Below are 23534 nucleotides of genomic sequence, written 5' to 3' on the forward strand. Positions count from 1 at the left end.
TTTTTTGTACGACGGCAAATTCGCGTACACATATTCAAGGTCGACAGTGGCGAATTTGATGTTTTGGCATAGTGCATTGACAGACACCATCATCGATAATGCCAATAGAAAAAAGACGTTACGCATCATTTTTTAGGAAGTTTAATTTTCATATCGACGTGTTTCCCGGGCGGCGGGGCAACTGCGAAGCCGAAACGATGTAAATATGTTTTCGGGGGCGTGCTGTCATGAAGATTAATGGTGGACGGATCAAAAACCGCTTTGACGAGCTGGTTACCGATCGGTCCTGTTTTCGCCGGGGCATAAACGGACCTGTTACCCCAAAACCCCGGCGTTTTTTCCTTTACAGCAAGCGGTAAGGTGTCGACTGCGATGTTGAATGCGACATTCATCGTGTAGCGAACAGCCACCGGTTTGAAATTTTTCTGGGCCGGGCGCCATTTGGGCATGAGGCTTACGATTCGCAGGGCTTCATTATCCAGGTCTTTCCGCACACCTTTTTCGATCCTGGGATCGCTCACATTTCCAACGGTATCAATGAGGAATGATACGGAGACCTGCCCTTCAACACCGTCGAGGATGGCCTGCTTCGGATATTTTAGCGTCGTGGCTACGAAATTGCTCCTGTTCGGAAGTCCGGGCCAGCGGTCCAGCAGAATGCGCGCCGGTTCGCTGTTGGCAGGCATGCGTTTGGCTGCTTGCCTTTCTGCTTTCGTCAAAAGCGGCTTGGCATTACTTTTCAGGCGAATGTGGTATCTGGTGTTCGTTTTTCGGATTTTTTGCGTGTATTCCAGGAAATCGTCGTGAGTCACCGTCATGGTTGCGCCCCGCGGGATATTGTCGATCTCGAAACTGCCCGTGGTGGTAGTTACCGTGCTTTCATAAGTGCCGGAGAAGGTGATTGCAGCATTCGGCACGGGCAATCCTGATTCGTCGGTAACAATTCCCTTGACAGCTATTAAGCCAATGCCATTTTCGTTAACGATGGCATTTTCAATTCTCGTTCCGCTGTTCTTTTCTTCGGAAACATACTTTCTGGCAGCCATCAGGACGACGGCCAACGCGAGCACGGGTAGCAGCAGGAGGTATTTGCCTCTTAGCCAGGCGGCTGTCCTGTGCCGGTAGATCATGTGAATCCGCTTTTTAAGCAGGGACGCGTTGAAGAATTGATTGGTAACCGAAGTGGAAATGGCACTTTTTGCATAGCTAAGCAGAAATGCAGCATAATGATCCCTGTCGGCAGCCTGCTCGTCGGCCAGGAACTCATGGGTATCCTGCAACGCGCGCTTATAGAGCCAGAGCGCCGGATTAAACCAGAACAGCACCTTCAAGACCTCGATCAGCAAGATATCGAGCGTATGCCATTGCCGGATATGCACCATTTCATGGGCGAAAATGGGTTCGAAGTTTTGTTCGTAGTCCTCATTGGAAATGATCATCCATTTCAAAAACGAAAACGATCCGCTCCGGGCGTACTCGCGCTGACTGATTACCAAACGGTAAGCCTGCATGGGAACGGAAATCCCGCTCTGCACGATCCGATGCACTTGTACGATCGCTTTAATTAGCGCAACAGCCATCGAAACGGCCCCGGCACAATAGCAGGCGAGCAGTAAATATGCCGTATAATTGGTATCGGGGGTTACGTCCGCGGCTATCACCGGACCGCTTGCCGTTACCACCGCTGCCGCACTTTCAACAACGCTGACCGTTTCCTGCAATTCAACTGCCGGAATGATAAAGCTGACGATCAATGAAAAAAGCAAATAGGCGCGGTTGAGCATAAAGAAGGTATGCTTCCGGAAAAGCAGCCAATAGCACCCATAAAATACCATCCAGCAGATGTTGACTTTCAGCAGATAGGGAAGTGCTTCCATTTTCGGGAATGTTTAGCTTTTGCTTCTGTTTTTTTCGATAAATGCGGCCAAATCGTCCAGATCGCTCTTTTTTAGATTGTCGTCTTTCATGAAGAAGGAGACCAGATTGGACACGGAATTGTCGAAGTAATTTTCGACAAGCTGCTGGACTTCATATTTGCGGTATTCCTGCTCGCTGATGAGCGGGTAGAATTCGTGGGTGTTGCCGTAGGTGTTATGGGCCACGATGCCCTTCTTTTCCAGTATTCTCACGAATGTCGCGACCGTCGTATACGCAGGTTTCGGGTCATCCATTTGCGCGAGGATGTCTTTAATGAATGCTTTACCCAGTTGCCAGAGAATCTTCATGATTTCAGCTTCGGCCCGGGTGAGTGAACGGGGTTCCATATTTGATCAGGTATATGACGATGGTGCAATATGCTACTAAAAAATTAGTATACAAGCTAAGTATTTAGATTTTTTACTAAAAAGTTAGTAGGTGGGGATTTGGCCACGGCTTGCGGACTAAGGTGTTCTGGTGTGATCGTGTATTGGAAGTGTGGATATTTTGACCTGGCGCAATGTCATAAGCGCCAGGTGTGATGTATGATATTCTGGCTCAGTTCTAAACCGACGTTGCCATTTGCTCGCATACCCGGGCGCATTGCCGGCATGCTTCGGCGCATAGGCGGCAATGCTCCATTCCCATTTCTGCATGGCGCTCACATTCCTGCGCACATGCATGGCAAGCGTCGGCACATATGCGGCAGAAGTGCGCGCTGAACCGGCTTCCCAGGCTCATGACTTCGGCGGCGCTGCGACAAATGGCAGCGCATTCCAGGTCAAGCTGGATACATTTAACCAGATTTTCTGGATTACTTTCTTTCAGGCATTCGGTCGCACAATAGCTGCATGCCACAGCACAAGCCGCGCAAGCGTCGATACATTCTTCGAATTGTTGATTTGCCATAATACTTGCGGTTAATGGGTGAGTGATCGGATTATTCCAAGCTTCATATCGTGATCCTTCCGCCAGTCAATGAAGAAGTGGTTGCTGTTACAAAAACAGTTCCAATACCGTTCACATTAGAAATGAGGTAGGGTAGGCTGGCAGAAGGGAGGCTGCATGGAGCGCAGGCCCACATTACGCTGTTCCAGAGAATTTGCAAATTATCTGCCCCTCTCGATATCCAAAACCGATGGTTCCCATCCAAAAACACAACATAAAACGTGTTCGGCGGAACGACATGGCCAATAATGCATTGTTTTCCATTCACATGGATCCTGGCCCATTCGGCATCCTCAGGAACATGCAAAGGATGGAAATACTCGGTCTTATCTTTTGGAGGAAATCCACCGTATATGGTGAATTTTTCATTTACAGCCTGAGATCTGATCGGCCCGTGGCTATAACCGTAAAGAGATTCAATTGCGTCAGATAGCATCTCATTTAAATCCCAATCTGCAAAACTGTCTCCCTGATTTCGATCCAGGTGTTTGAAACTAAGTAGCATACAATCATCGCCTGCCAAATCCTTCGCCGATGCTTCCTTCGCTTTCGCCAGAACCTGCTTTATGGGACTTTGGATTTTTTGCCTTTTAATTTTAGGTTGTCCCATTAGTAAAGCTGCTGCCGATAAAATTCGGCCATTGCTGGCTTAGGAATAATATTGTTGCAGCGATCGGCAGGTTCGAAACCCTTCCTGGCGTCGATCCATGGTGCCTCTGAATGCGTCAGCGCTTCCAGTTCCGGGCCCGATAAGCCGCTAAATTCTCCAAGAACATAATTTACCCAGTCAATCTGCTCTTTTGTCAAGCTCGGCTGCAAATATCCCGCAGGAGATTGAGTACCCTCCTCGGGAACATATTTCAAGTCAACATACAATAGTGATTTATCTTTCAGCAGATCAAAGACTTTCCTGGACACTGGTCCATGCACCCACGCCTCAAAATCATCCTCGGTTAATGGATTTTCGAAATAAGCGAGGTGATAAGCCTGAGCATAGTAAAGAAGCTTTTGCAACTTCAAATGAGACATATCTCCGAAGTTTTGCAAAATATATTCGGACAAAAGAGCCGAATCAACCGTACCAAGCGTTTTATCAACTTCGATCATAGCTGCACTATTTCAGGTACCCAAACGATGACTTCGAACGTCCATGGTCGGGGTCGTAGGTGGGTAGCAAACGTAACAAAAATATATGCAAGATGTTTTCCGCCCCTTGAAGAAATGAACACCGTTGTCCCATAAGCGCTTTTCATTGAGCATACGGACAAACAATTCTATCTAAAAAATTACCTTTTAAGCAGTTGTCGGGCGAGCGGCTTTTCAGGAAGGTCAAATCTGGTTTCTCTCCCAGGCACCCCGGTCGAGCGAATAAACCGCACAGAAATCTTCGCCGAACGTGCGGTTCTCGACAAAAGAAAATCCTAGCCTTTCATAAAACTTCCTCGCTCTCACATTGGAGTCGAGCGGATCGATCACGATGGCGGAGACGTCGGGCGACGAAAAACAGCGAACGATGGCCAACCGCATCATTTCAGCGCCATAACCTTTTCCGAGGTCATCAGCTTCTCCAATCCAGATGTCGATTGCGCGGAGATTCGCCGGAACTTCGCCCCAGTAGTGGCTATCTTCCAGCAGAGGATCAATGATTTGTACAAAGCCAACCGGTCTGCCATCCAGTTCGGCAATAAGCTGCTCGCGCCATTCGGGCGACCGCAAAAGTTCCGTTTCCCATCCCCAGTCATCGTTCGGATCTGAGGCGACGGTATGGGGTTGTTCATCCCAGTGCCGTAAAAGATCCAGATCCTCGATCGTAGCTGCTCTGAATTTGATCATCGTCATGATAAGCTCCTTTTAATGCGATTTACGAAAATAGCGTTTTGAAGAGTCTTTTGTACCGGGTTAGGTGAATCACTATTTGGAATAATGCTGTTGACACGTGCTGTCAGTCACCCATTTTTTACAAAAATTATTATGTAACTGAAATTCGACAAAAGGGTAGTCATTGTAAGTACAGTCGGTTACAAATGACGCCAGTAACTTTCCGAATTACTACGCAGGTCTATGCTATCATGCGTAGGGACGTCACAGGTTTCCCTAATCCTTGTTCAAAAAAGCATTAATCAAGATGACCATGAAGAGATTCTATCTTCCCAATGCCGCATTACTGACCACCCTGCTCGGCTCAGTCGCATTCACCGCCAGCGCCCAGGTAGGCATCGGCACCACTACGCCCGACGCCAGCGCGCAGCTCGAAGTGCAGTCGGGCGCCAAAGGCGTGCTCATTCCCCGCCTCAGCTCTTCCCAGCGCACCGGCATCGCCAGCCCGGCGGATGGCCTGCTGGTGTACGACACCGATACCAAGAGTTTCTGGTATTTCAAAAGCGGCACCGGCTGGACGGACAATGCGCCGTTGGCATTGCCCTATGCCGGCACAACCAACAATGCGGCCGCAGCGTTTTCAGCTACCAACCAGGGTGCAGGTCCCGCGCTGGAAGGAATATCGGCCGGCACAGGCCCCGCTGGCCGGTTTCAGAATACCAATTCCAACAATATCGACGCTAACACGCTGCATGTAGAAACCACAGGGAACGGCAACATCCCGGATAATACCCTGGGAAATGCTGCGTCGTTCAGCATAAACAATAGCAACAGCGTGGGCGCTGCCGTAAGGGGCGAGGTGAATACGATCTTCGGCAACTTTGGTGCGGCGGGCATTTTTGGTAAATCCTCCGGTACGGGAGGGTTCGCCGGCCTTTTTCATGCAGCCAATACGTCGGGCAACGGCGCTGCGCTCGTGGCTATTAACGATGGTAACGGCAACGCCATCACCGCCAATGCAAGCAAAGACGGTGATGGCGTCGAAACGAACGTCGATGGAGGCGGCAATGCATTGTACGCTTGGGTCCCTTCTTTCGCAACCGGGCGTCCGGGACGGTTTGAGAACCTTAACGAGGATAATCAAACCGAGGCGCTCCTGGTCAGAACGGTTGGGGACGGCATTGCCGGTAACTTTAAGGTGGAAAGGACTACGGGTACTTCGGCAGCCGTAAAAGGAGAAGTCAATTCGAGGTTCGCCAACTTCGGAACGGCCGGGGTATACGGGATATCGTCAGGCACGGGCGGCTATGCCGGTTTGTTTCATTCGAGTAATCCCGCAGGCAACGGCCATGCCGTAGTGGCATTGGCGGACGGTACCGGAAATGGCGTTATCGCGAACGCGGGTGGTACGGGCGATGGCGTGGAAGCGACCTGCGACGGCTCCGGCAACGCGATGTATGGCTGGATACCCAATTTCGGGACAGGCAAAGCCGGGCGGTTTTCAAATTTCAATTCATCCAATGGCCAACCCACGGTGCTGATCAGCACGAACGGGACCGGGAGCAACCTTCAGATAAACCATACCGGGGCGAGCGGCAACCTGGCCATATTCCAAAGTGCCGGATCGACGGTGGCGCGCATCAACAAATCGGGAAGAGGCTTTTTCAACGATGGCGCGGTGACCGGCGGTGCCGACATCGCGGAAGCATTCGAGGTCGTGGACGCGGTGTCCCAATATGAGCCGGGCGATGTGCTGAGCATTGCTACCTCCAAAGACCGCACAATCGAAAAAAGCGCTGGCGCTTATTCATCGCTCGTGCTCGGCGTGTACGCGACCAAGCCGGGCGTGCTCCTCACCGAGCAGCACGTCGAAAGCGAGCTCGCCGGAACGGTACCCATGGGTGTCGTGGGTGTAATTCCTACCAAAGTGTGCGGCGAAGGAGGGGCGATTCAGCGCGGCGACCTGCTGGTAACTTCCTCGATCCCCGGCGTAGCCATGAAGGCCGATCCGGCCAAAATCCAGCCCGGACAATCACTCGGCAAAGCATTGCAGAACTTCGACGGCGAAGGGACCGGCAAGATCAACGTGTTTGTCAATGTCAAATAACCAGCTATCCAACATTATGAAATACATCCTCATCATTGCCCTGACCGCCCTCACCGGCGTCATGGCTACCGCCCAGTCCCGTTTCAAAACAGACGAGTCGATTGGCAAACAATTGAAAAACGGCACAGCGCCCGGGTTGCTATTCAGCAAAGATGTAGTCGTCAAAAAAGACACACTGCCCAAGCCGGCAGCCACCGGCGGTTATGGCAAACAGCTCCGGACCAATTCCCTGCCCGGCGGGTTGTACAAACCAGCCTCGGAGGCAAAGCCCGAAGCGAGTCCCGCCATACCGGTGAAGCGGGAAGGAGAATAGTCTTAAAAAGCAAGAGGCCGTCTCAAATCAATTTTTGAGACGGCCTCTTGCTTTGTCAACCCGTCAGGGGCAAACAGCCTCACTTACACCGTCGTAAACGACCATTTTCGCTGGCGCAATATTAGCGTTGCAAGGGCCAACCGCCTTGTTGTCCAGCTCTGCCTGAGGGTCATAATGAAACTGCAATTGAAAGATCGTATCCCGTTTTATCAGTGATTGCGGAAGATTAATCACTGCTGCCACATAAACTTCGTTCCCGGGGCTGCTGCTTTCCATTTTTGTTGCGTACGGCGTCGGTTTCAGCAGTCGGACCAGATGCGTTTCCTTTTTTGTCGGGCAATAATCGGTCAGGTACACGGCCGGAATGCATTGAATTTCCGACACCGGGCCGGCATTGTCTTTGTTGCAACCGAGCAAAGCGAGAACCGCCCCGACTGATGCTATTTTTTTACTGAACCACATATCTAAAGGCTTTGGAATAACTGAATGAATTTCAGATAGCAATGTCATTAATATACTTTGTATGAGATGTATTCCGGCAACTGATGGTTGTAATGCAAGTTCGACGCTGTGCTGATGAGCGTTTCCCAGATTTAACGACGCCGAAGCTTACCGCGCTTCACTTACAGCCATCTTTCTGGAATGTATACAATATTGAGATATCTTCCCGGAAAAGGCATGGTATGATTATTGTTGCGCCTGGCGAAGAACTTTTTACAACCAAATATTATGCAAAACGCGACAGACAAAATCAAAGAGGGGGCCGAACAGGCCGTGGAAGTTGTGGCAAACAATCAAAACGTAGGGACAACCGAGCGGATTATTTCCGGAATTGCGGCTGTGGCGCTTGGGGCTTATGCGGTACAGAAAAAGAATACGCTGCTGGGGAAAGGGTTGACGGCAGTAAGCGGATTCCTGCTCACCCGTGCGACAACCGGTTTTTGCCCTCTGAATAAGGCCATAGGACGTAATAGCCTGCTCGCTACCTGATCGGCGGGATAATTCCATGAAATGTACGAAGATGTTTTCCCACCGGCAAACCTGACGGCGTAGGTAAACTAATTGCTGCAATTGATCCAAAATCATCCAATCGTAACAGTAACAGTTCCGATAATTGGCGGATTTGTTAGTACCTTGTCGGCAAGACATTAACACAAAGTATGTATTCGGAGGAAGAAATTCAGCGGGATATTGAAAGGGTAAGAAGTATTGCGGTGATCCCCAATCTACTTGATGTGATTTGCGAAACGACCGGAATGGGATTTGCTGCTGTTGCCAGGGTTACCGAAACAAGATGGATTACATGCAGCGTCCGTGACGATATCCGGTTTGGCCTGGTGCCGGGAAGTGAGCTGGAAATCAGAACCACCATTTGTGATGAAATCCGGGATTCCCATCAGCCTGTCATCATCGATCATGTGCGGGAAAGTCCGCAGTTTTGCAACCATCATACACCGCTCATGTATGGTTTTCAGAGCTACATTTCTTTTCCTATCATACTCAAATCGGGTATGTTTTTTGGCACGCTGTGCGCGATCGATCCGGAGCCGCGACAGCTCCAAAAATCGGGTATCGTCAAAATGTTTGCCGCTTTTACCGATCTAATCGCATTTCATCTTGAGCAAAGTGATTTGCTAAGTAACAGCAGCGAGATCAACCGCGAGCTAAACCGCCAACTGATCAACTCACGTGATGAAAACCGGCAGTACCAGCATATAACAAGTCATACCCTTCAGGAGCCGCTGCGCAAGCTGAGCGTATTTACTGGTATGCTGATAAATGCAATATCTGAGAATCAACTCGATAAAGCCGAGCTATTGGCATTGCGCATTAAGCGTGGTGCAGACCGGTTTTCGCTTTTGATCAAAGACCTTACAGATTTTTCTAATTTGAATGCAGGCGGTCAGGCTTTGCAGCAAACGGATCTGAGCGAAATTATCGACGTGGTTCAAATTAAAATGCAGGACCAACTGGATGCAAAGACAGCCGATGTGCTGGTCGGCAATATGCCAGTGATACAGGTTTACCCGGATCAAATTGCACAACTGTTTTATCATCTTTTTGATAATGCAATAAAATTCTCGCGTCCAGGCACGCCGCTTAAGATTTCGGTCACCTCGGGAAAACATATTGCTGACGGCGCCGGCCCGCAGTTGTCTGCCAATAAGGAATATGTTGAGATCAGAATTTCAGATAACGGGATCGGGATTGAAGAATCGCAGCTCGAACAGATTTTTGATATTTTTTCTCAGTTGCCGACCGAGATCTTTGTGGAAGGCGTCGGTTCCGGGCTGAGTCTGTGCCGGAAGATTGTCAGAAATCATTTTGGGCAGATCACCATCGATTCCTCAGTGGGAAGTGGAACGGTCGTTTCAGTAATCTTGCCATTGGAAAAAGCACTCGCGTAAGTGCTACCAACGCCCGATCAATCGGCCTCGAAAGCATTGTTGTGGACTGGCCGTTTGTTTCTGCGGGCCCGGTACTCGGTCGGGAGCATGCTGAATTTTGCCTTAAATGACTTGGCGAAATAATTAGGGGCGGTAAAACCGGTCATGTAGGAGATTTGTGAAACGCTCAGGTCGCTGTTTTCGAGCAGCACGGCTGCTTTTTCCAGTTTAATGGAACGAATGAATTCGATAGGGGTCTGGCCGCTCATTTCCAGCACTTTGCTATATAAACTTCCCCTGCTCATGCCGACGTGTTTGCTCAGGTTTTCCACGCTAAGCTGGGAGGTAAGCAGATTATCCTCAATGTAGTCCAGCATATCTTTCAACAGTTTTTCCTGACCGGATTGAATTTGAGGGTCCTGACCTGAAATTTTAATATGGCGCGAATACACCCCTTTCAAGAGCCTATTGAGCAGAATGAGATTGTTGATCTTTGCATTAAGAATGTCAAAGTTGAAAGGTTTGGTGAGATAATCATTGGCGCCCGAGTTGAGCCCTTCGAGTTGCTGTTGCTCGCCGGTTGAGGCAGTCAGCAGAATGATCGGAATGTGTTTCGTGCGCTTATCTGCCTTGATTTTCTCGCTCAATGCAATGCCGTCCATCTCGGGCATTGCCACATCGCTGACAATCAGCTCGGGATGGTGGCTAAGCGTCTTCTGCCAGCCCTCCTTGCCGTTGCAGGCTTCGGTTACACGGTAATACTGCATCAGATTCTCTTTCAGATATTGTCTGAATTCGTCATTGTCTTCGATGATCAGCACGTTGGAAGGCTCGTCCGCAGGCACCTTTTCCAGCCTCCCGACCGGCGCGGATATCGGGCCTTGCTGCTGTTCCGGTCCCTCGGGCAGCTCATGCGCGGGAACGACTTCGCATCCGGCATGGATCGGCAGCTGGACACGAAAAGTACTGCCCAGCCCCGGCCGGCTCTCGACGGAGATATACCCCTTGTGCAGCTGAACAAATTCCCGGACGATGGAAAGGCCGATGCCGCTTCCCTGATTGAGTACAGAGTGCGTTGAATCGTCTTGAAAAAAGCGCTCGAAGATTTTTTCGTGTTTGTCTTCTGAAATCCCGATCCCGGTATCGGTGATGGCAATTTCCAGCCAGGAATCGCCCGCCGGGCTATGATGCTGATCAATGGTGAGACTTACCTGTCCACCGCCCTGTGTGAATTTGGAAGCATTTGACAGCAGGTTGAACAATATTCTTTCGAGCTTATTGGCGTCGAAATCCATGAAGAGATGCGCTATCGAGCTTTGGACGCTGAAATTAATGCCTTTACGCACGAACAGATCGCTGAATTGACCGCAAGTATCTTCAATGAAGGAAACGATGTCCTTTCTGGCGAGCTCCAGACTCAGTTCCTGTTGTTGCATGTTTTTGAAGTCCAGCAGATGATCTACCAGGTTCAGCAGCCTTTTGGCATTTCGTTTAATGGCCACAACCGGCGCATGCAGCTCAGTTTCCCGTGTTTTGGTAAGCACACTGTCAATCGGGGCCAGAATGAGCGCTATCGGTGTTCTGAACTCGTGGCTCAGATTGGTAAGGAATTTGATTTTCAGCTTATCAAGCTCGCGTGCCTGCTGTTCTTCGGCCTCGCGCTGCTGCCGCTGGAATTCCCGTTTGAGCTTCTTGATTCCCCTGCGCCGCATGATGAGTACGATCACAAAAGGGGTTAGGATATACAGCAGATAGGCGTAGATGGTCAGGTAAAAAGGCGGTTCCACTACAACAGCCACGGAGGTGGTATGCCCGTTCCAGTTGACACCGTCGGTGCTGGCCTGTACCTGAAAAACATAGTCGCCAGGGCTGAGATTGGTGTAGCTGGCCACGTTATTGGTGCCGGTGTGGTTCCATTCGGACTGCATGCCCTTCATCCGGTGGCGGTACTGGATTTGTCGGGGGTTGGTATAATCCAGGGCGGCAAAGCCGATAGAGAAATTCTGCTTGTAATTGAGCCGTATCGCTGTGGCCACCGAAATGTCCGCATCAATGAAATTGGAGTCCGCCGACGTAACGTTGTGGTTCCCAATTCGGAGATCTTTGAGTATAATGGGAGCCCCTTTCTTGGTGGAGGGCAGGCTTCGTGTGTCGATGTAGTTGAATCCATCGATTCCGCCGAAGAAAAGCGTGTTGTCTTTGGTCCTCAATCCCGAACCCAACACGAATGTCTTGTTTTGTATTCCATTATAGGTCGTATAATTCGTGAATTTCCTGCTGTTTGGATCAAAATAGCTGATTCCCTGATTGGTACTTACCCAAATGCGTCCCTGAGCATCCTCCAAAACCTTGTTGACGATGTTACTGGCCAGCCCTTCCTTTGCTGAAAAGGTGGTAAACCTTTTGGACCGGGGATTATAGAGCGCCAGTCCCTCACCGGATGTGCCCACCCAGATGTTGCCCTGCCGGTCTTCCAAAATGGAATACACAATGTTGCTCGGCAAATTACTGTTCTGTTTGTTGAGCAGCCGGGAGGTCTGGCTTACCGGATCAAACACGGCAATGCCTGTCCCGTGCGAACCGATCCAGAGCAACCCTTCCCGGTCCTGGATAATGTCCCGGATGTATGCATTCAGCGGGATAACCCTGTCGGCCATGGGCACGCCGGGACGATAAAACCTTTTGAATTTTTGGGTAGCAGGATCGAATTGGTGCAGTCCGCCGCCATTCGAACCAATCCATATCTTCCCTGTCCGGTCTTTTCTTACGACAAAAATGTCGTTGTTGCTGAGCGAGGCAGAGTCTTTGCCACTGGTGAACTGCGTGTATGCGCCCGTCTTGGGATTTAGCCGGAATAGGCCGTCCTGAAAAGTCCCTATCCAGAGCGCTGTTTCTGAGGCCAGCTCCATCGACAGAATAGCAAGCCCTGAGGCCGCTTTGCGGGTTTTTGGACTAATCGCGAAGCGCTTGAACAGATTGGTTTCTCTGTTGTAAAGGCTCACGCCTCCGCCATCGGTTCCTACAAAAAGCTTTCCGGAGCTGCTTTCGGCAAATGATGTTACAAAGGGGGCGCTCAGTCCGTATGGATCGTTTACATCCGCCCTTTTTAACCCGAAGATGGGCAGGTTCTTGTCGTATTTGTTGACGCCCCCCTTGTAGGTCCCCAGCCAGCAGATTCCTTCGTCGTCAATCAGAATGCTGCGCACGGATTTGTTACTGAGGCTGAACTGCGTTCGCGTGTCGGGTTCGTAGCGGGTAAATTTGCCTGTGGGCACGTCCAGGATATTCAGGCCGGAATCCGTGCAGATCCAGAGGCGGCGGCCGTTTTCAGCAGCAATGGCGAAGACCATATTGCTGCTCAGTGAGCTGTGATTGCCCGCCTCATAATGGTGGCTTTGCAAGATCCGACCATTGGAGTCGAGCTTGTAAAGACCGCTGAATGTGCCGATCCAGATATTTCCGTCATGATCCTCGATGACTGACTTCACGGACCGTGCGCCCGCCTCGTCGGGAAGCGATTGAAGGTAATTGATGTGTTCCGAAGTAGGATCGTTTGGATTAATGCTGAACAGGCCTTTATCGGTGCCAATCCATACGATCTTCCTGTGATCGACTGTGACACTCAGAATAAGCCCTTTGGAAATCTGGTCAGGTATTTCGGGAGCGGATGAAAAAGTACTCATCTGAAGCGTCTCCGGATTTACGGTAACCAGCCCGCCCGTGGTGCCTACCCAGAGCTTGCCGGAAGCGTCGCTTGCGATACTGGTGACGCTATGTGGTGACGACACGCTCACAAAGCGGTCCTTGCGCCTGTTGTACAGATGCAGGCCTCCTTCCACCGTTCCCACCCACATGCGGCCCTGCCGATCCTGATGAAGCGAAGAGATGTCGCTTGACCTCAGCGAGGACATTTCGTTTTTCATGTGACGGTAGGTTAGCACGTCTGTACCGTCAAACCTGTTCAAGCCATCATCCGTGGCGAACCACATCAACCCGTATCGGTCTTTCAGAATTGCCGTCACCGTGTTGGAAGACAGCCCGTCCATCGATGTAAGCGAGGTGAATTTGGGCTCGGGCGCCTGCGCCATAACCACGCAAGTCAGTCGCCCCAAGAAAGCAAAGAACAGGACAAAAATGATGGTGGCAATCAGCTTTAATCGCATGGTGGGAGACATGGTACTGCCGTAGCGGCTTTGGATGGGTCAAAAAACGAAAATTAAATCCTAAAAATGCAAGTTTCTCTCCAAATCGGTCAGTTTTCGGGCTCATTTGAACAATAGTCGCTTTAATATGCACAAATGTGCTCACAGCCGAGGTGACGCTTGTGCTAATTTTGTCAGAAATAAATCAAACAATATCTGGAAAAAGTGATGAAAGGGTTTGGCGCTTCAAGGTCAGACTGTGCTTAAAATTATTATTGTCAATTTGACACCTCAGGATAAACGATCCAATCTATTCAGAACTTTTAATCAAACATCAATTATGCATGACTGTTTATTAAACCGTAATGCGCTGGCCAGGATCGCGGGCATTTGTGGCCTGCCGGTATTGTTGCTGGCAGCAGCACCGCATGATGCCATTGCCGGACGCGCGCCGATCGCCGACTACAACAGCAGGCACCGGGCTGCGCCGGTGGCCGAAGTGGAGATTACCGGTAAAGTTACCGGCGAGGACGGCGAAGGATTACCCGGCGCCAGTGTGCTGGTTAAATCTACCACCACTGGTACAATCACCGACGCGGACGGTAATTTCAAACTGCGTGTGGCCGACGGAGCAAATGCCGTTTTAGTCATCTCCCTGGTGGGGTATGTTTCCCAGGAAATCCCGGTTGGCACCCAGAAGGTGATAGACGTCCTGCTTAAAACCGATAACAAGGTTTTGGAGGAAGTAGTAGTGGTGGGCTACGGGACCCAGCGCCAGGAAGCAGTGACGGGGTCTGTGGTTTCGGTCTCGGGTGACATTATGCGGCAAGTTCCCTCTTCGAACCTCTCGCAGGCGTTGCAAGGCCGGGTAGTGGGTGTTGAAATTTCCCAAACATCGTCGAAACCAGGCTCGGCCATGCAGATCCTGATCAGGGGCCAACGTTCACTGAGGGCGGATAATAACCCGCTGATCGTGCTCGACGGGATACCATTCGCCGGCTCGCTGACCGACATCAACCCGAACAGCATCAAAAGCCTGGACATTCTCAAAGACGCTTCGGCAACGGCTATTTATGGTTCAAGGGGTGCCAATGGGGTGATTCTGATCACGACCAACACCGGAAAGCGCGGGCAGAAGGCACAGTTCAGCTATAATGGCTTTCATGGGGTGACTACCGTTTTTGCCAAATATCCCATGATGAACGGGCCCGAGTTTGCGGCACTTCGCGCGGCCAGCATTCAGAAATTCCAGAATACGATCGACGAGTCCAACGATGTCAATACGGATTGGCAGGATATGATTTACCGGAACGGGATGATGACAAGCCATGATCTGAGTGTTTCAGCGGGTACGGAGAAGGGCAGCTATTCGTTCGGGCTGGGATATTACAAGGAGAATGCGGTGGTGCCTTTGCAGAACTTTACCCGTTATTCGCTGCAAGGGTCTGTGGACCAGGATATCAACAAATACTTTAAAGTCGGATTGTCGACCAACTCGAACTTTACGATCAACAACGGAAACGGCGTGCCGGCAGTAGGAATGGCTTTGGCCCGAACGCCGATCACCAATCCTTACAATGCCGACGGAAGCATGAAAACCATCGTTCAGGAGCAGACTTCCGGGCCGCAATGGGTTCCTTCCCGGCAGCGGTTCAACAGCCTGGGCGATGCCTATGTGGATCAGACGAAGGCATACGGATCTTATAACACCGTGTTTGCGGAAATCAGGGTTCCCGGGGTAACCGGGCTTAAATACCGGGCTAACCTGGGTCTTAATTTCCGGCAAAGCAGCGGCGGGAATTACACCGGGCAGGGGGTATTCAGCGGCAATGTCCAAAACGTTTCAACGGCGGGTATCAACAATTCACTTACCACCAACTGGGCCATTGAAAACCTTTTGAGCTACGACAAGACCTTCAAGAAGCATATTATCAATGCGGTTGCGCTCTATTCCGCCCAGCAGAATACGTCCAGCAACTCCTCGGTCGGTGCCCGTGATATTCCCTCGGATGCATTTCAGTTCTATAACCTCGGACGTGCCGACGGCATTATTACGGTGAATCCCGCCAACCAGGGTTACAATCAATGGGGGCTGCTTTCCTATATGGGCCGGGTGATGTACTCCTATGACGACCGATACATGCTCAGCGTCACTTACCGGGCAGACGGCTCCTCACGACTTGCATCGGGTTACCAGTGGAATGCCTATCCTGCCGTGTCCGCGGGCTGGAACATCTCGAAAGAAAACTTTATGAGCGGTGTTACCCGGGTAAATCTTCTGAAACTGAGGGCCGGGTATGGGCAAACTTCCAACCAGGCGGTGAATCCGTATGAGACGCTGGGGCTGCTGGCGACAAGGCCCTATAATTTCGGCGATGATACTTATTCGACGGGATTCTATGTGTCCAACGCACCGAACCCGCGTCTGGGATGGGAGTTTTCCAATACAGTCAATTTCGGGGTTGATTTCAAGCTCTTCAACAACCGGTTGTCGGGTACGGTGGAATACTACGAGCAGCAAACCAAAAATGTGCTGCTGGGCGTAGGACTCCCGCCGACCTCGGGGGTAGGAGGTTATACCGCCAACATCGGGCAGACCGAGAACAAGGGCATTGAGCTAAACCTGAATGGAACAATCCTGGAAAACGTCAATGGCTGGTCCTGGGACATCGGGTTTAACATCTACGGCAACCGCAACAAGCTGGTTTCACTGGCATCCGGTCAGCAGCGTGACGAAGGCAACTGGTGGTTTGTCGGCCATCCCATCAATTCGATCTTTGACTATGAAAAAGTAGGGCTCTGGCAGGCCGATGACCAGTACCGGGATATTTACGAACCGGGCGGCAATGCGGGCATGATCCGGGTCAAATACACCGGGGACTACAATGCGGACGGAGCGCCAACACGGGCGATCAATGCCAGCGACAGACAGATTATCAGCATGCAGCCTGATTTTCAGGGCGGATTCAATACGCATGTCGCTTATAAAGGGTTCGATCTGGGTATTGTGGGTGCATTCAAAAGCGGGGGCTTGCTCAATAGCACGCTGTACGGTTCGGGAGGGTATCTGAACAACCTGAATGCACGCTCAGGCAACAATGTCAAAGTCGATTACTGGACGCCGGAAAATACATCTGCGAAATATCCTGCACCGGGCGGTATCGGTGGCGATAACCCCAAATACGGCAGCACGCTGGGCTATTTCGATGCCTCATACCTGAAAATCAGGACAATGACGCTGGGCTATAATCTGGATTCGAGGCAGCTTGAAAAGCTGGGGATTACCAGACTACGGGTTTATTTCACGGCTCAAAATCCCTTTGTAATGTTCTCTCCTTACCACCGGGAATCGGGAATGGACCCGGAAACAAACTCCTACGGAAATGAGAATGCGGCAGTTCCACTGTCGGGTGCGCTACGACGTATACTCACGATCGGCACGAATACCCCTTCAACCCGGAACTATCTGCTGGGCGTTAATCTGACCTTTTAAACAGCGTAATGATGAAACACATTCAATATTTAAGCCTTCGCAGCCTGGTGCTGCTGATGCTTCTTTCGGTAGGGTGTACAGATATTTTAGAGGAAAAACCGCGGGCTATTTATACACCGGATTATTTTAAAACTGAAAAGGGAGTTTATGGCGGCCTCACAGGTATGTATGCGCACCTGAGATGGATCTTCGGCAATGCCTATTATTACAACTCCTGCATGACCGGAACGGATGAAGCGACCTGGGGAGCAAGCGGCGGCGGCAGCGGATTTCAGATCCATGACCTGTCGGGCGGGGGCCTGATCATGCCTACCAACAGTGACGCGAGCAACGTCTGGTACAATGCTTTTCCCAACATCAACACAGCCAATGGCGTAATCGAGAATGCCACCGCCGTGGGGATTTCTCCGGCGCTGATTGCGGAGGCACGTTTCTTCCGGGCATTCGACTACTTTTTGCTGGTGCAGGCATTTGGCGGCGTGCCGCTCGATCTGGGCTCGGGAGAGCTGGCGTTCAATATTTCTACCCTGAGGACATCCGTGCGGAACACAGTGCCGGAAGTGTACACCAGAGCCATTTTCCCCGATCTCGCCAAGGCGGTCAGTGACCTTCCTGCCACAGGGCGGGTAAAGGGAGGCGTGACCAAGACGCTGGCCCGGCTATACCTGGCGAAAGCTTACCTGACCTACGGATGGTGGCTTGAAAACCCCGGGAACATTCCCACTTATCCGGAAACCGCCCGCACCGACCCTGACGGCCACAATGCCCAGTGGTACTTTCAAAAGGCTTACGATCTTGCCGTAGAAGCAATCGATGATCCGGGTCCGTTTAAATTGCAGGATACCTATTACGATGTGAACCTGGGCTCCAATGACCGGAACAGCGAAATGCTGCTCTATGCGGATCACACCGAAACCAGCGAGCTTTACAACGGTTCGAGCCTGACTTATGCCAATGGCGGTGATGCGGACAACTTTGCAGTGTGGATGCTGACATGGAACTACACCAGTATTACCAGTTCAAAGACCAACTGGAGCGCCCCGACCACGGTTAACTCGGTTCAGCGCGAGGCTGCCCAGGCCCTGGGACGTCCCTGGGTGAGGATGGCGCCGCCGCACGAAGTTTTCAAGCATACATTCGCCGACAAAACCAACGATTCCCGTTACGACGGCACATTTACGACTGCCTACCGCGGCAACTGGCCGAAGGCAGGCGTGACCAATGAGTTTTTGTACAATGCAAACAACCTGCAGGTACGGCCGGGCGAAGCCATTCTCACGTTCCTGAATGAGGACCCCGCTCAGGCGATTGATTATTCCAACACCGTTTACAAGAGCGGAATGGGCCTTGGCGTAATGCCGGGCAGGGCTGACTACGTGGTTGCGCCGAGTGCGATCAGCAGGCTTGTTTATCCGGGTTTATGGAAATTAGGCACTTATCGAACCGATAATGGAACGGGCCTGGGCCAGCCCAATGCGGCCAATACGCGTCCGTTCAACATCGCCAAATTCTCTGAGCTGTATTTCATCGCTGCCGAGGCGGCCGTTAAAGGCGCTTCTACGCAGGGCGGGAAGACGGCCCGTGACCTGATCAACGTGATTCGCGCACGTGCTGGCAAATGGCGCTGGAACAACCAGGGTAATGTCGAGAAAATTGCCGATAACAGCGCGGCCATGATCGCCGCGACGCCTGCCGCCATCACCATTAATTATATTCTGGCGGAACGCTCCCGCGAATACTATGGCGAAGGATACCGCTGGTATGACCTGGTTCGTACGCAAACCTGGAAAGAGCTGGGAGCGAGCTACACGATCTGCGGCCCGAGAGTAGGAGACCATACGCCGGTCACTTTTAAGAGAACGATCGAGAACTATCATTTTCTCCGGCCGATCCCGCAGGGACAGCTTGATAACCTGGACATTACTGCCGAGCAGAAAGCGGCTTATCAGAATCCGGGCTATTTGTAAGCAGTAAACATCTGGTCAAACTGAAATTTTGGTCAGTTAACAATCAGCAGATTCGGATGTAAGCAAGTGGCCTGCCATGCGCTTACATCCGGGTTTGTATCTCGTCAGGCAGGTTTATGTTTTTAAGTAATTGCAAAAATTGTATATGATTTCTTTCAACAAACTTTTGATTGCCTTCGCTGCCGGAACCGGCAGCCTTTATGCGCAGAATGATGCGGTGAAAATCCAGCCTCTCGTGACTGATTTGTACACCGCCGATCCGTCTGCACACGTTTTTAATGGTAAAATATACATTTATCCCTCCCATGACGTCGAGGCGCACGTCGCGCAGGATGATGAGGGCGGGCATTTCCAGATGCGCGACTACCACGTGTATTCGATGGACAAAATCGGGGGAAAGGTGACGGACCACGGCCGTGTACTGGATGTGAAGGATGTGCCCTGGGCCGATAAGCAGATGTGGGCGCCGGACGCCGCATTCAAAAACGGGACCTATTACCTGTATTTCCCTGCGAAAGACAAACAGGGTATATTCCGGATCGGCGTAGCCACCAGTAAATCCCCTTCCGGGCCCTTCAAGGCGCAGCCCGAGCCTATTGCAGGGAGTTACAGCATTGATCCGGCGGTATTCACCGACGCTGACGGCAAAAGCTACATGTACCTGGGCGGAATCTGGGGTGGGCAGTTGCAGCGGTGGCATAGCGGCACATATGACAAAACATTGATGACCGATCTTGGCAAAGGCCATGAGAACGAGTCGGCACTCAGCGCGAAAGTGGCGTTGATGAGCGGTGATATGTTATCCTTCGCCGAGCCGCTCCGCGACGTGCAGATCCTAGATACCAACGGCAAGCCGCTGCTGGCCGCCGATAACGATCGCAGGTTCTTCGAGGGTGCCTGGATGCACAAATACAATGGGAAATATTATTTCTCGTATTCGACAGGTGATACACATTTGCTATGCTACGCGGAAGGCAGCTCGCCGTATGGTCCATTTACCTACAAGGGCGTCATTATGAACCCCGTCGAGGGCTGGACCACACACCATTCCATCGTGGAATTCGATGGAAAGTGGTATTTGTTTTATCACGATTCAGCGCTTTCTGGCAAAACGCACCTGCGGAATGTGAAAGTAAGGGAGCTGCTCCGGGACGAGGCCGGAAACATTAAGACCATTAACCCGTGATCGCAGGCATATCATGAAGTTATTCAAATTGCATTCATTCATTCGTTATATCGCTGTCGGCGCTGCAATGCTCCCGTCCGATGTTTTTGCGCAAAAAACACTCAAAGAGGCCTACAAAACGTACTTCCCAATTGGTGTAGCGGTGGCCCCCAGAAGCTTGTTAGGCCCGGAGTCCGAGCTTATAAAAGCGCAGTTCAGTAGCATCACCCCGGAGAATGCGATGAAGATGGGGCCTATTCATCCCGAGCCAAACCGTTATGACTGGCGCGATGCGGATGCCATCGTCGCGTTCGGTCAGGCAAACAATATGCTGGTCAGGGGGCACACCTTGTGCTGGCACAGCCAGGCGCCCCGATGGTTTTTTACAGATGCCCAGGGACAGCAGGTTTCCAGAGAAGAGCTGCTGGCGCGTTTAAAACAGCACATTACAGACGTCGTGAGCCGGTACAAGGGTAAAATTTATGCCTGGGATGTCGTCAACGAAGCGGTGCCGGATACGGGAAACAGTATCTATCGTTCGTCAAAGTTTTATCAGATCATTGGTGAAGAGTACATCGAAAAAGCATTCGAATATGCCCACGCGGCCGATCCGGATGCCAAACTGTTTTACAATGACTACAACACAGAAAGCGCAGCAAAAAGGGAGAAAATTTACCAACTGCTCAAAAAGCTGAAAGCGAAAAAGATTCCGGTGCACGGTGTCGGGTTGCAGGGGCATTGGTCGATCTACGAGCCGACCCGGCAGGAGCTCGAAAAGTCGATCGAGGACTTTGCCAGTCTGGGCCTGGCCGTTCAGATTACGGAGCTGGATGTTTCGGTGTATCCCAAAGAGCATGAGCGCCGTAAGAAAAACGAACTTGACAAAGCCATTTATACCGATGAAATGATGCAGAAGCAGTCCGCCCATTATCAAATGCTTTTTGATACATTCCGCAAATACAAAAGCACGGTAACTGGCGTCACTTTCTGGAACGTATCGGACCGGTCGAGTTGGCTGGATAACTTCCCGGTTCAGGGGCGTAAAGACTTCCCCTTGCTGTTTGACCAGCATTACAAACCTAAGCAGGCCTTTGAGGGGGTAGTGAATTTTTGAGATCGACAAAGCACATTCGTATGTTCCGATTACTAATCCTGTTTACCCTATGCGTGCTGACGCGCTCCGTATCCTTGGCTGACCATTTACCAGTCGACGGCGGAGACGATGGTTACAGGCTATGGTTAAAATACGAGCCGGTTAAAGATCTGAGCCGCAAGGCGCATTACCTGAAATACAGCTCATTTATTTCAGACGCCGTTCATAGTGAGATCACGGGCAGCGCTGCTAAGGAGTTGCAAATGGCACTCAACGGCCTTGTGGGCAAATCCGTCCCGGTCGTGGCTAAGGTAGCTGGCCGGAGGGGAGGGATCGTGTTCAGCCTTGGACCCGATTCAACCCTAATGCCCTTGCAGCAAGAAGGTTATCAGATCCGGGAAGTGTCGGGCAACATCGTTATCCGTTCCGCAACGGAAGGGGGCATCCTGTATGGCGCATTCGCACTGCTCCGACATATGCAGACCGGGCAGTCGCTAAGCGGCGTGAATGTGAAAAGCACACCCAAAGTCCGCTACCGCATGCTGAATCATTGGGATAATCCCGACGGAACAATCGAGCGTGGTTATGCGGGCTCTTCGCTGTGGAAATGGTACGAGCTCCCGGAACGCATTGATCCCAGGTATGAAGATTACGCCCGGGCCAACGCTTCGCTCGGTATCAACGGTACGGTGCTTAACAATGTGAATGCCAGTGCGCGGTTCATGTCGCGCGAGTACATCGTAAAAGTGGCCGCCATAGCCGCTGTGATGCGCAGGTATGGTATCAGAACATATTTGTCGGTGTATTTCGCCGCACCCAAAACATTGGGCGGCCTGACCACTTCCGATCCGCTGGACCCGAAAGTCCGGGCATGGTGGTCGGAGAAAGTGGCGGAGATCTATCGCGAAATTCCTGATTTCGGCGGTTTTTTGGTCAAGGCCAATTCGGAAGGGGAACCGGGCCCGCAGGATTATGGGCGCACGCATGCCGATGGCGCCAATATGCTCGCCGAGGCGTTCAAGCCGTACGACGGTATTGTTATCTGGCGCGCCTTTGTGTACAAGGCTGATCCCAATGCGGACCGGTTCAAGGCGGCCTACGAGGAATTTGTGCCGCTCGACGGCAAGTTTGACCCCAGGGTAATTGTGCAGGTCAAAAACGGGCCGATCGATTTTCAGCCGAGGGAACCATTCTCTCCTTTGTTTGGAAATATGCCAGGCACCCCTCTGGGAATGGAGTTTCAGATTACGCAGGAATATCTGGGGTTTGCCGCGCATGCCGTGTATGAGGCGCCCATTTTCAAGGAATGCCTCGATGCTGATACCTATGTGAAGGGGCAGGGTTCTACCGTTGCGAAAGTGATCGATGGAAGTCTGCACGGCTACACCCGTACGTTGATGGCGGGCGTTGCCAACACGGGCAGCGACCGAAACTGGACAGGCCATCCGCTGGCGCAAGCCAACTGGTATGCATTCGGAAGACTCAGCTGGGACCATCAGCTGACGTCGGAGCAGATCGCCAACGAGTGGATACAGCTCACTTTAACGCGTCAGCCGAAGCCCGGGGCACACATTCAGGCGCTTATGCTGAGGTCGCGCGAGATTTACGTCGATTACAATACGCCGCTTGGGCTATCGCGCCCGTGGATGGGTGTTCATTTCGCGCCCGAACCCTGGCAGAGCCGAGGCGCCCGTCCGGATTGGACAGCAACCTATTACCACCGCGCCGACTCGGCCGGGCTGGGATTTGACCGCACCGCGAATGGCAGTGGCGCCCTGGCGCAGTACCGGCCGCAGGTGCAACAGCAGTGGAACGACCCCGAAAATACCGCATTGCCCTACCTGTTATGGTTTCATCATGTCGGCTGGGACAAAAAGCTGGGTACCGGTCGGACGCTGTGGGATGAGCTCTGCCACCGCTTGTACACGGGTGCGGATTCCGTCGTGTGGATGCAGCAGCAATGGGATCTTGCCAGGACGGGTCTGGACAACAGGATTTATGCTGATGTGGCAGGACGTCTGAAGGTTCAGCGCCGGGAGGCAATCTGGTGGCGTGATGCCTGGGTATTGTACCTGCAAACATTCTCCAAACAGCCCGTCCCCAAAGGCCTGGAGCCGCCCCGCCAGACCCTCGAAGAGCTGAAAAAATCGGTAGGCGTTTATCTGATCCGGTAAGCTGCGAAAA

At 51.6% G+C, this 23534-nt stretch carries 17 protein-coding genes; 9 read left to right on the plus strand and 8 right to left on the minus strand.

The genetic code is table 11. The features are described from left to right. Positions 1-125 precede the first annotated feature (125 nt). The 6 genes from DFER_RS29055 to DFER_RS03885 all read right to left on the minus strand — a co-directional run bounded on the left by DFER_RS29055 (position 126) and on the right by DFER_RS03885 (position 4704). Positions 126-1877, minus strand: a complete 1752-nt coding sequence (locus DFER_RS29055) for a M56 family metallopeptidase (protein ID WP_015810298.1) — start codon at positions 1875-1877, stop codon at positions 126-128. 12 nt (positions 1878-1889) lie between these two features. Then, positions 1890-2264 carry a BlaI/MecI/CopY family transcriptional regulator gene (locus tag DFER_RS03865; protein WP_015810299.1) on the minus strand — a complete coding sequence of 125 codons (375 nt, stop codon included), beginning with the start codon at positions 2262-2264 and terminating at the stop codon, positions 1890-1892. A 217-nt stretch (positions 2265-2481) separates the two neighbouring features. Next, positions 2482-2826 (minus strand): four-helix bundle copper-binding protein, encoded by a 345-nt coding sequence (locus DFER_RS30995; protein ID WP_015810300.1) that lies wholly within the window; start codon positions 2824-2826, stop codon positions 2482-2484. 43 nt (positions 2827-2869) lie between these two features. Next, positions 2870-3475: a hypothetical protein gene (locus tag DFER_RS03875; protein ID WP_015810301.1), complete on the minus strand. Its 606-nt coding sequence runs from the start codon at positions 3473-3475 to the stop codon at positions 2870-2872. Continuing rightward, entirely contained in the window at positions 3475-3972 is a 498-nt protein-coding gene (locus DFER_RS03880) for a Panacea domain-containing protein (RefSeq protein WP_015810302.1), read from the minus strand. The genes DFER_RS03875 and DFER_RS03880 overlap by 1 nt, the downstream gene beginning before the upstream one ends. A 222-nt stretch (positions 3973-4194) precedes the next feature. Beyond that, a complete protein-coding gene (locus DFER_RS03885) occupies positions 4195-4704 on the minus strand; it encodes a GNAT family N-acetyltransferase (RefSeq protein ID WP_015810303.1) in 510 nt (169 codons plus the stop codon). A 292-nt stretch (positions 4705-4996) separates the two neighbouring features. Between DFER_RS03885 and DFER_RS03890 the strand changes: the two genes are divergently transcribed. Next, entirely contained in the window at positions 4997-6790 is a 1794-nt protein-coding gene (locus tag DFER_RS03890) for a phage tail-like protein (protein ID WP_229206170.1), read from the plus strand. 16 nt (positions 6791-6806) lie between these two features. Further along, on the plus strand, positions 6807-7103 hold the full coding sequence (locus DFER_RS03895) for a hypothetical protein (protein ID WP_187293426.1): 297 nt from the start codon (positions 6807-6809) through the stop codon (positions 7101-7103). A gap of 63 nt (positions 7104-7166) precedes the next feature. Here the strand turns inward: DFER_RS03895 and DFER_RS03900 are convergent, their stop codons facing one another. Continuing rightward, positions 7167-7613: a hypothetical protein gene (locus DFER_RS03900; protein ID WP_143828650.1), complete on the minus strand. Its 447-nt coding sequence runs from the start codon at positions 7611-7613 to the stop codon at positions 7167-7169. 219 nt (positions 7614-7832) lie between these two features. Between DFER_RS03900 and DFER_RS03905 the strand changes: the two genes are divergently transcribed. Together DFER_RS03905 and DFER_RS03910 are read left to right on the plus strand one after the other, a co-directional pair. Then, complete coding sequence (locus DFER_RS03905) at positions 7833-8093, plus strand: YgaP family membrane protein (protein ID WP_015810307.1); 261 nt, start codon at positions 7833-7835, stop codon at positions 8091-8093. Positions 8094-8263: 170 nt separating this feature from the next. Beyond that, on the plus strand, positions 8264-9511 hold the full coding sequence (locus DFER_RS03910) for a sensor histidine kinase (protein ID WP_015810308.1): 1248 nt from the start codon (positions 8264-8266) through the stop codon (positions 9509-9511). A gap of 17 nt (positions 9512-9528) precedes the next feature. Here the strand turns inward: DFER_RS03910 and DFER_RS03915 are convergent, their stop codons facing one another. Next, positions 9529-13578 carry a hybrid sensor histidine kinase/response regulator transcription factor gene (locus DFER_RS03915; RefSeq protein ID WP_041734723.1) on the minus strand — a complete coding sequence of 1350 codons (4050 nt, stop codon included), beginning with the start codon at positions 13576-13578 and terminating at the stop codon, positions 9529-9531. A 394-nt stretch (positions 13579-13972) separates the two neighbouring features. Between DFER_RS03915 and DFER_RS03920 the strand changes: the two genes are divergently transcribed. From DFER_RS03920 to DFER_RS03940, 5 genes are all read left to right on the plus strand, one after another. Next, the gene (locus tag DFER_RS03920; RefSeq protein ID WP_015810310.1) at positions 13973-17125 is read left to right on the plus strand and encodes a SusC/RagA family TonB-linked outer membrane protein; all 3153 of its coding nucleotides are present in this window, start codon (positions 13973-13975) and stop codon (positions 17123-17125) included. A gap of 8 nt (positions 17126-17133) precedes the next feature. Further along, positions 17134-19092 (plus strand): RagB/SusD family nutrient uptake outer membrane protein, encoded by a 1959-nt coding sequence (locus DFER_RS03925; RefSeq protein ID WP_015810311.1) that lies wholly within the window; start codon positions 17134-17136, stop codon positions 19090-19092. Positions 19093-19237: 145 nt separating this feature from the next. Then, complete coding sequence (locus DFER_RS03930; protein WP_015810312.1) at positions 19238-20278, plus strand: glycoside hydrolase family 43 protein; 1041 nt, start codon at positions 19238-19240, stop codon at positions 20276-20278. Between the two features lie 67 nt (positions 20279-20345). Next, positions 20346-21371 carry an endo-1,4-beta-xylanase gene (locus DFER_RS03935; RefSeq protein ID WP_229206257.1) on the plus strand — a complete coding sequence of 342 codons (1026 nt, stop codon included), beginning with the start codon at positions 20346-20348 and terminating at the stop codon, positions 21369-21371. Between the two features lie 20 nt (positions 21372-21391). Then, on the plus strand, positions 21392-23524 hold the full coding sequence (locus DFER_RS03940; protein ID WP_015810314.1) for an alpha-glucuronidase family glycosyl hydrolase: 2133 nt from the start codon (positions 21392-21394) through the stop codon (positions 23522-23524). The last annotated feature ends 10 nt before the right edge of the window (positions 23525-23534 follow it).

This window comes from Dyadobacter fermentans DSM 18053 (genome assembly GCF_000023125.1).
Classification (GTDB): domain Bacteria; phylum Bacteroidota; class Bacteroidia; order Cytophagales; family Spirosomataceae; genus Dyadobacter; species Dyadobacter fermentans.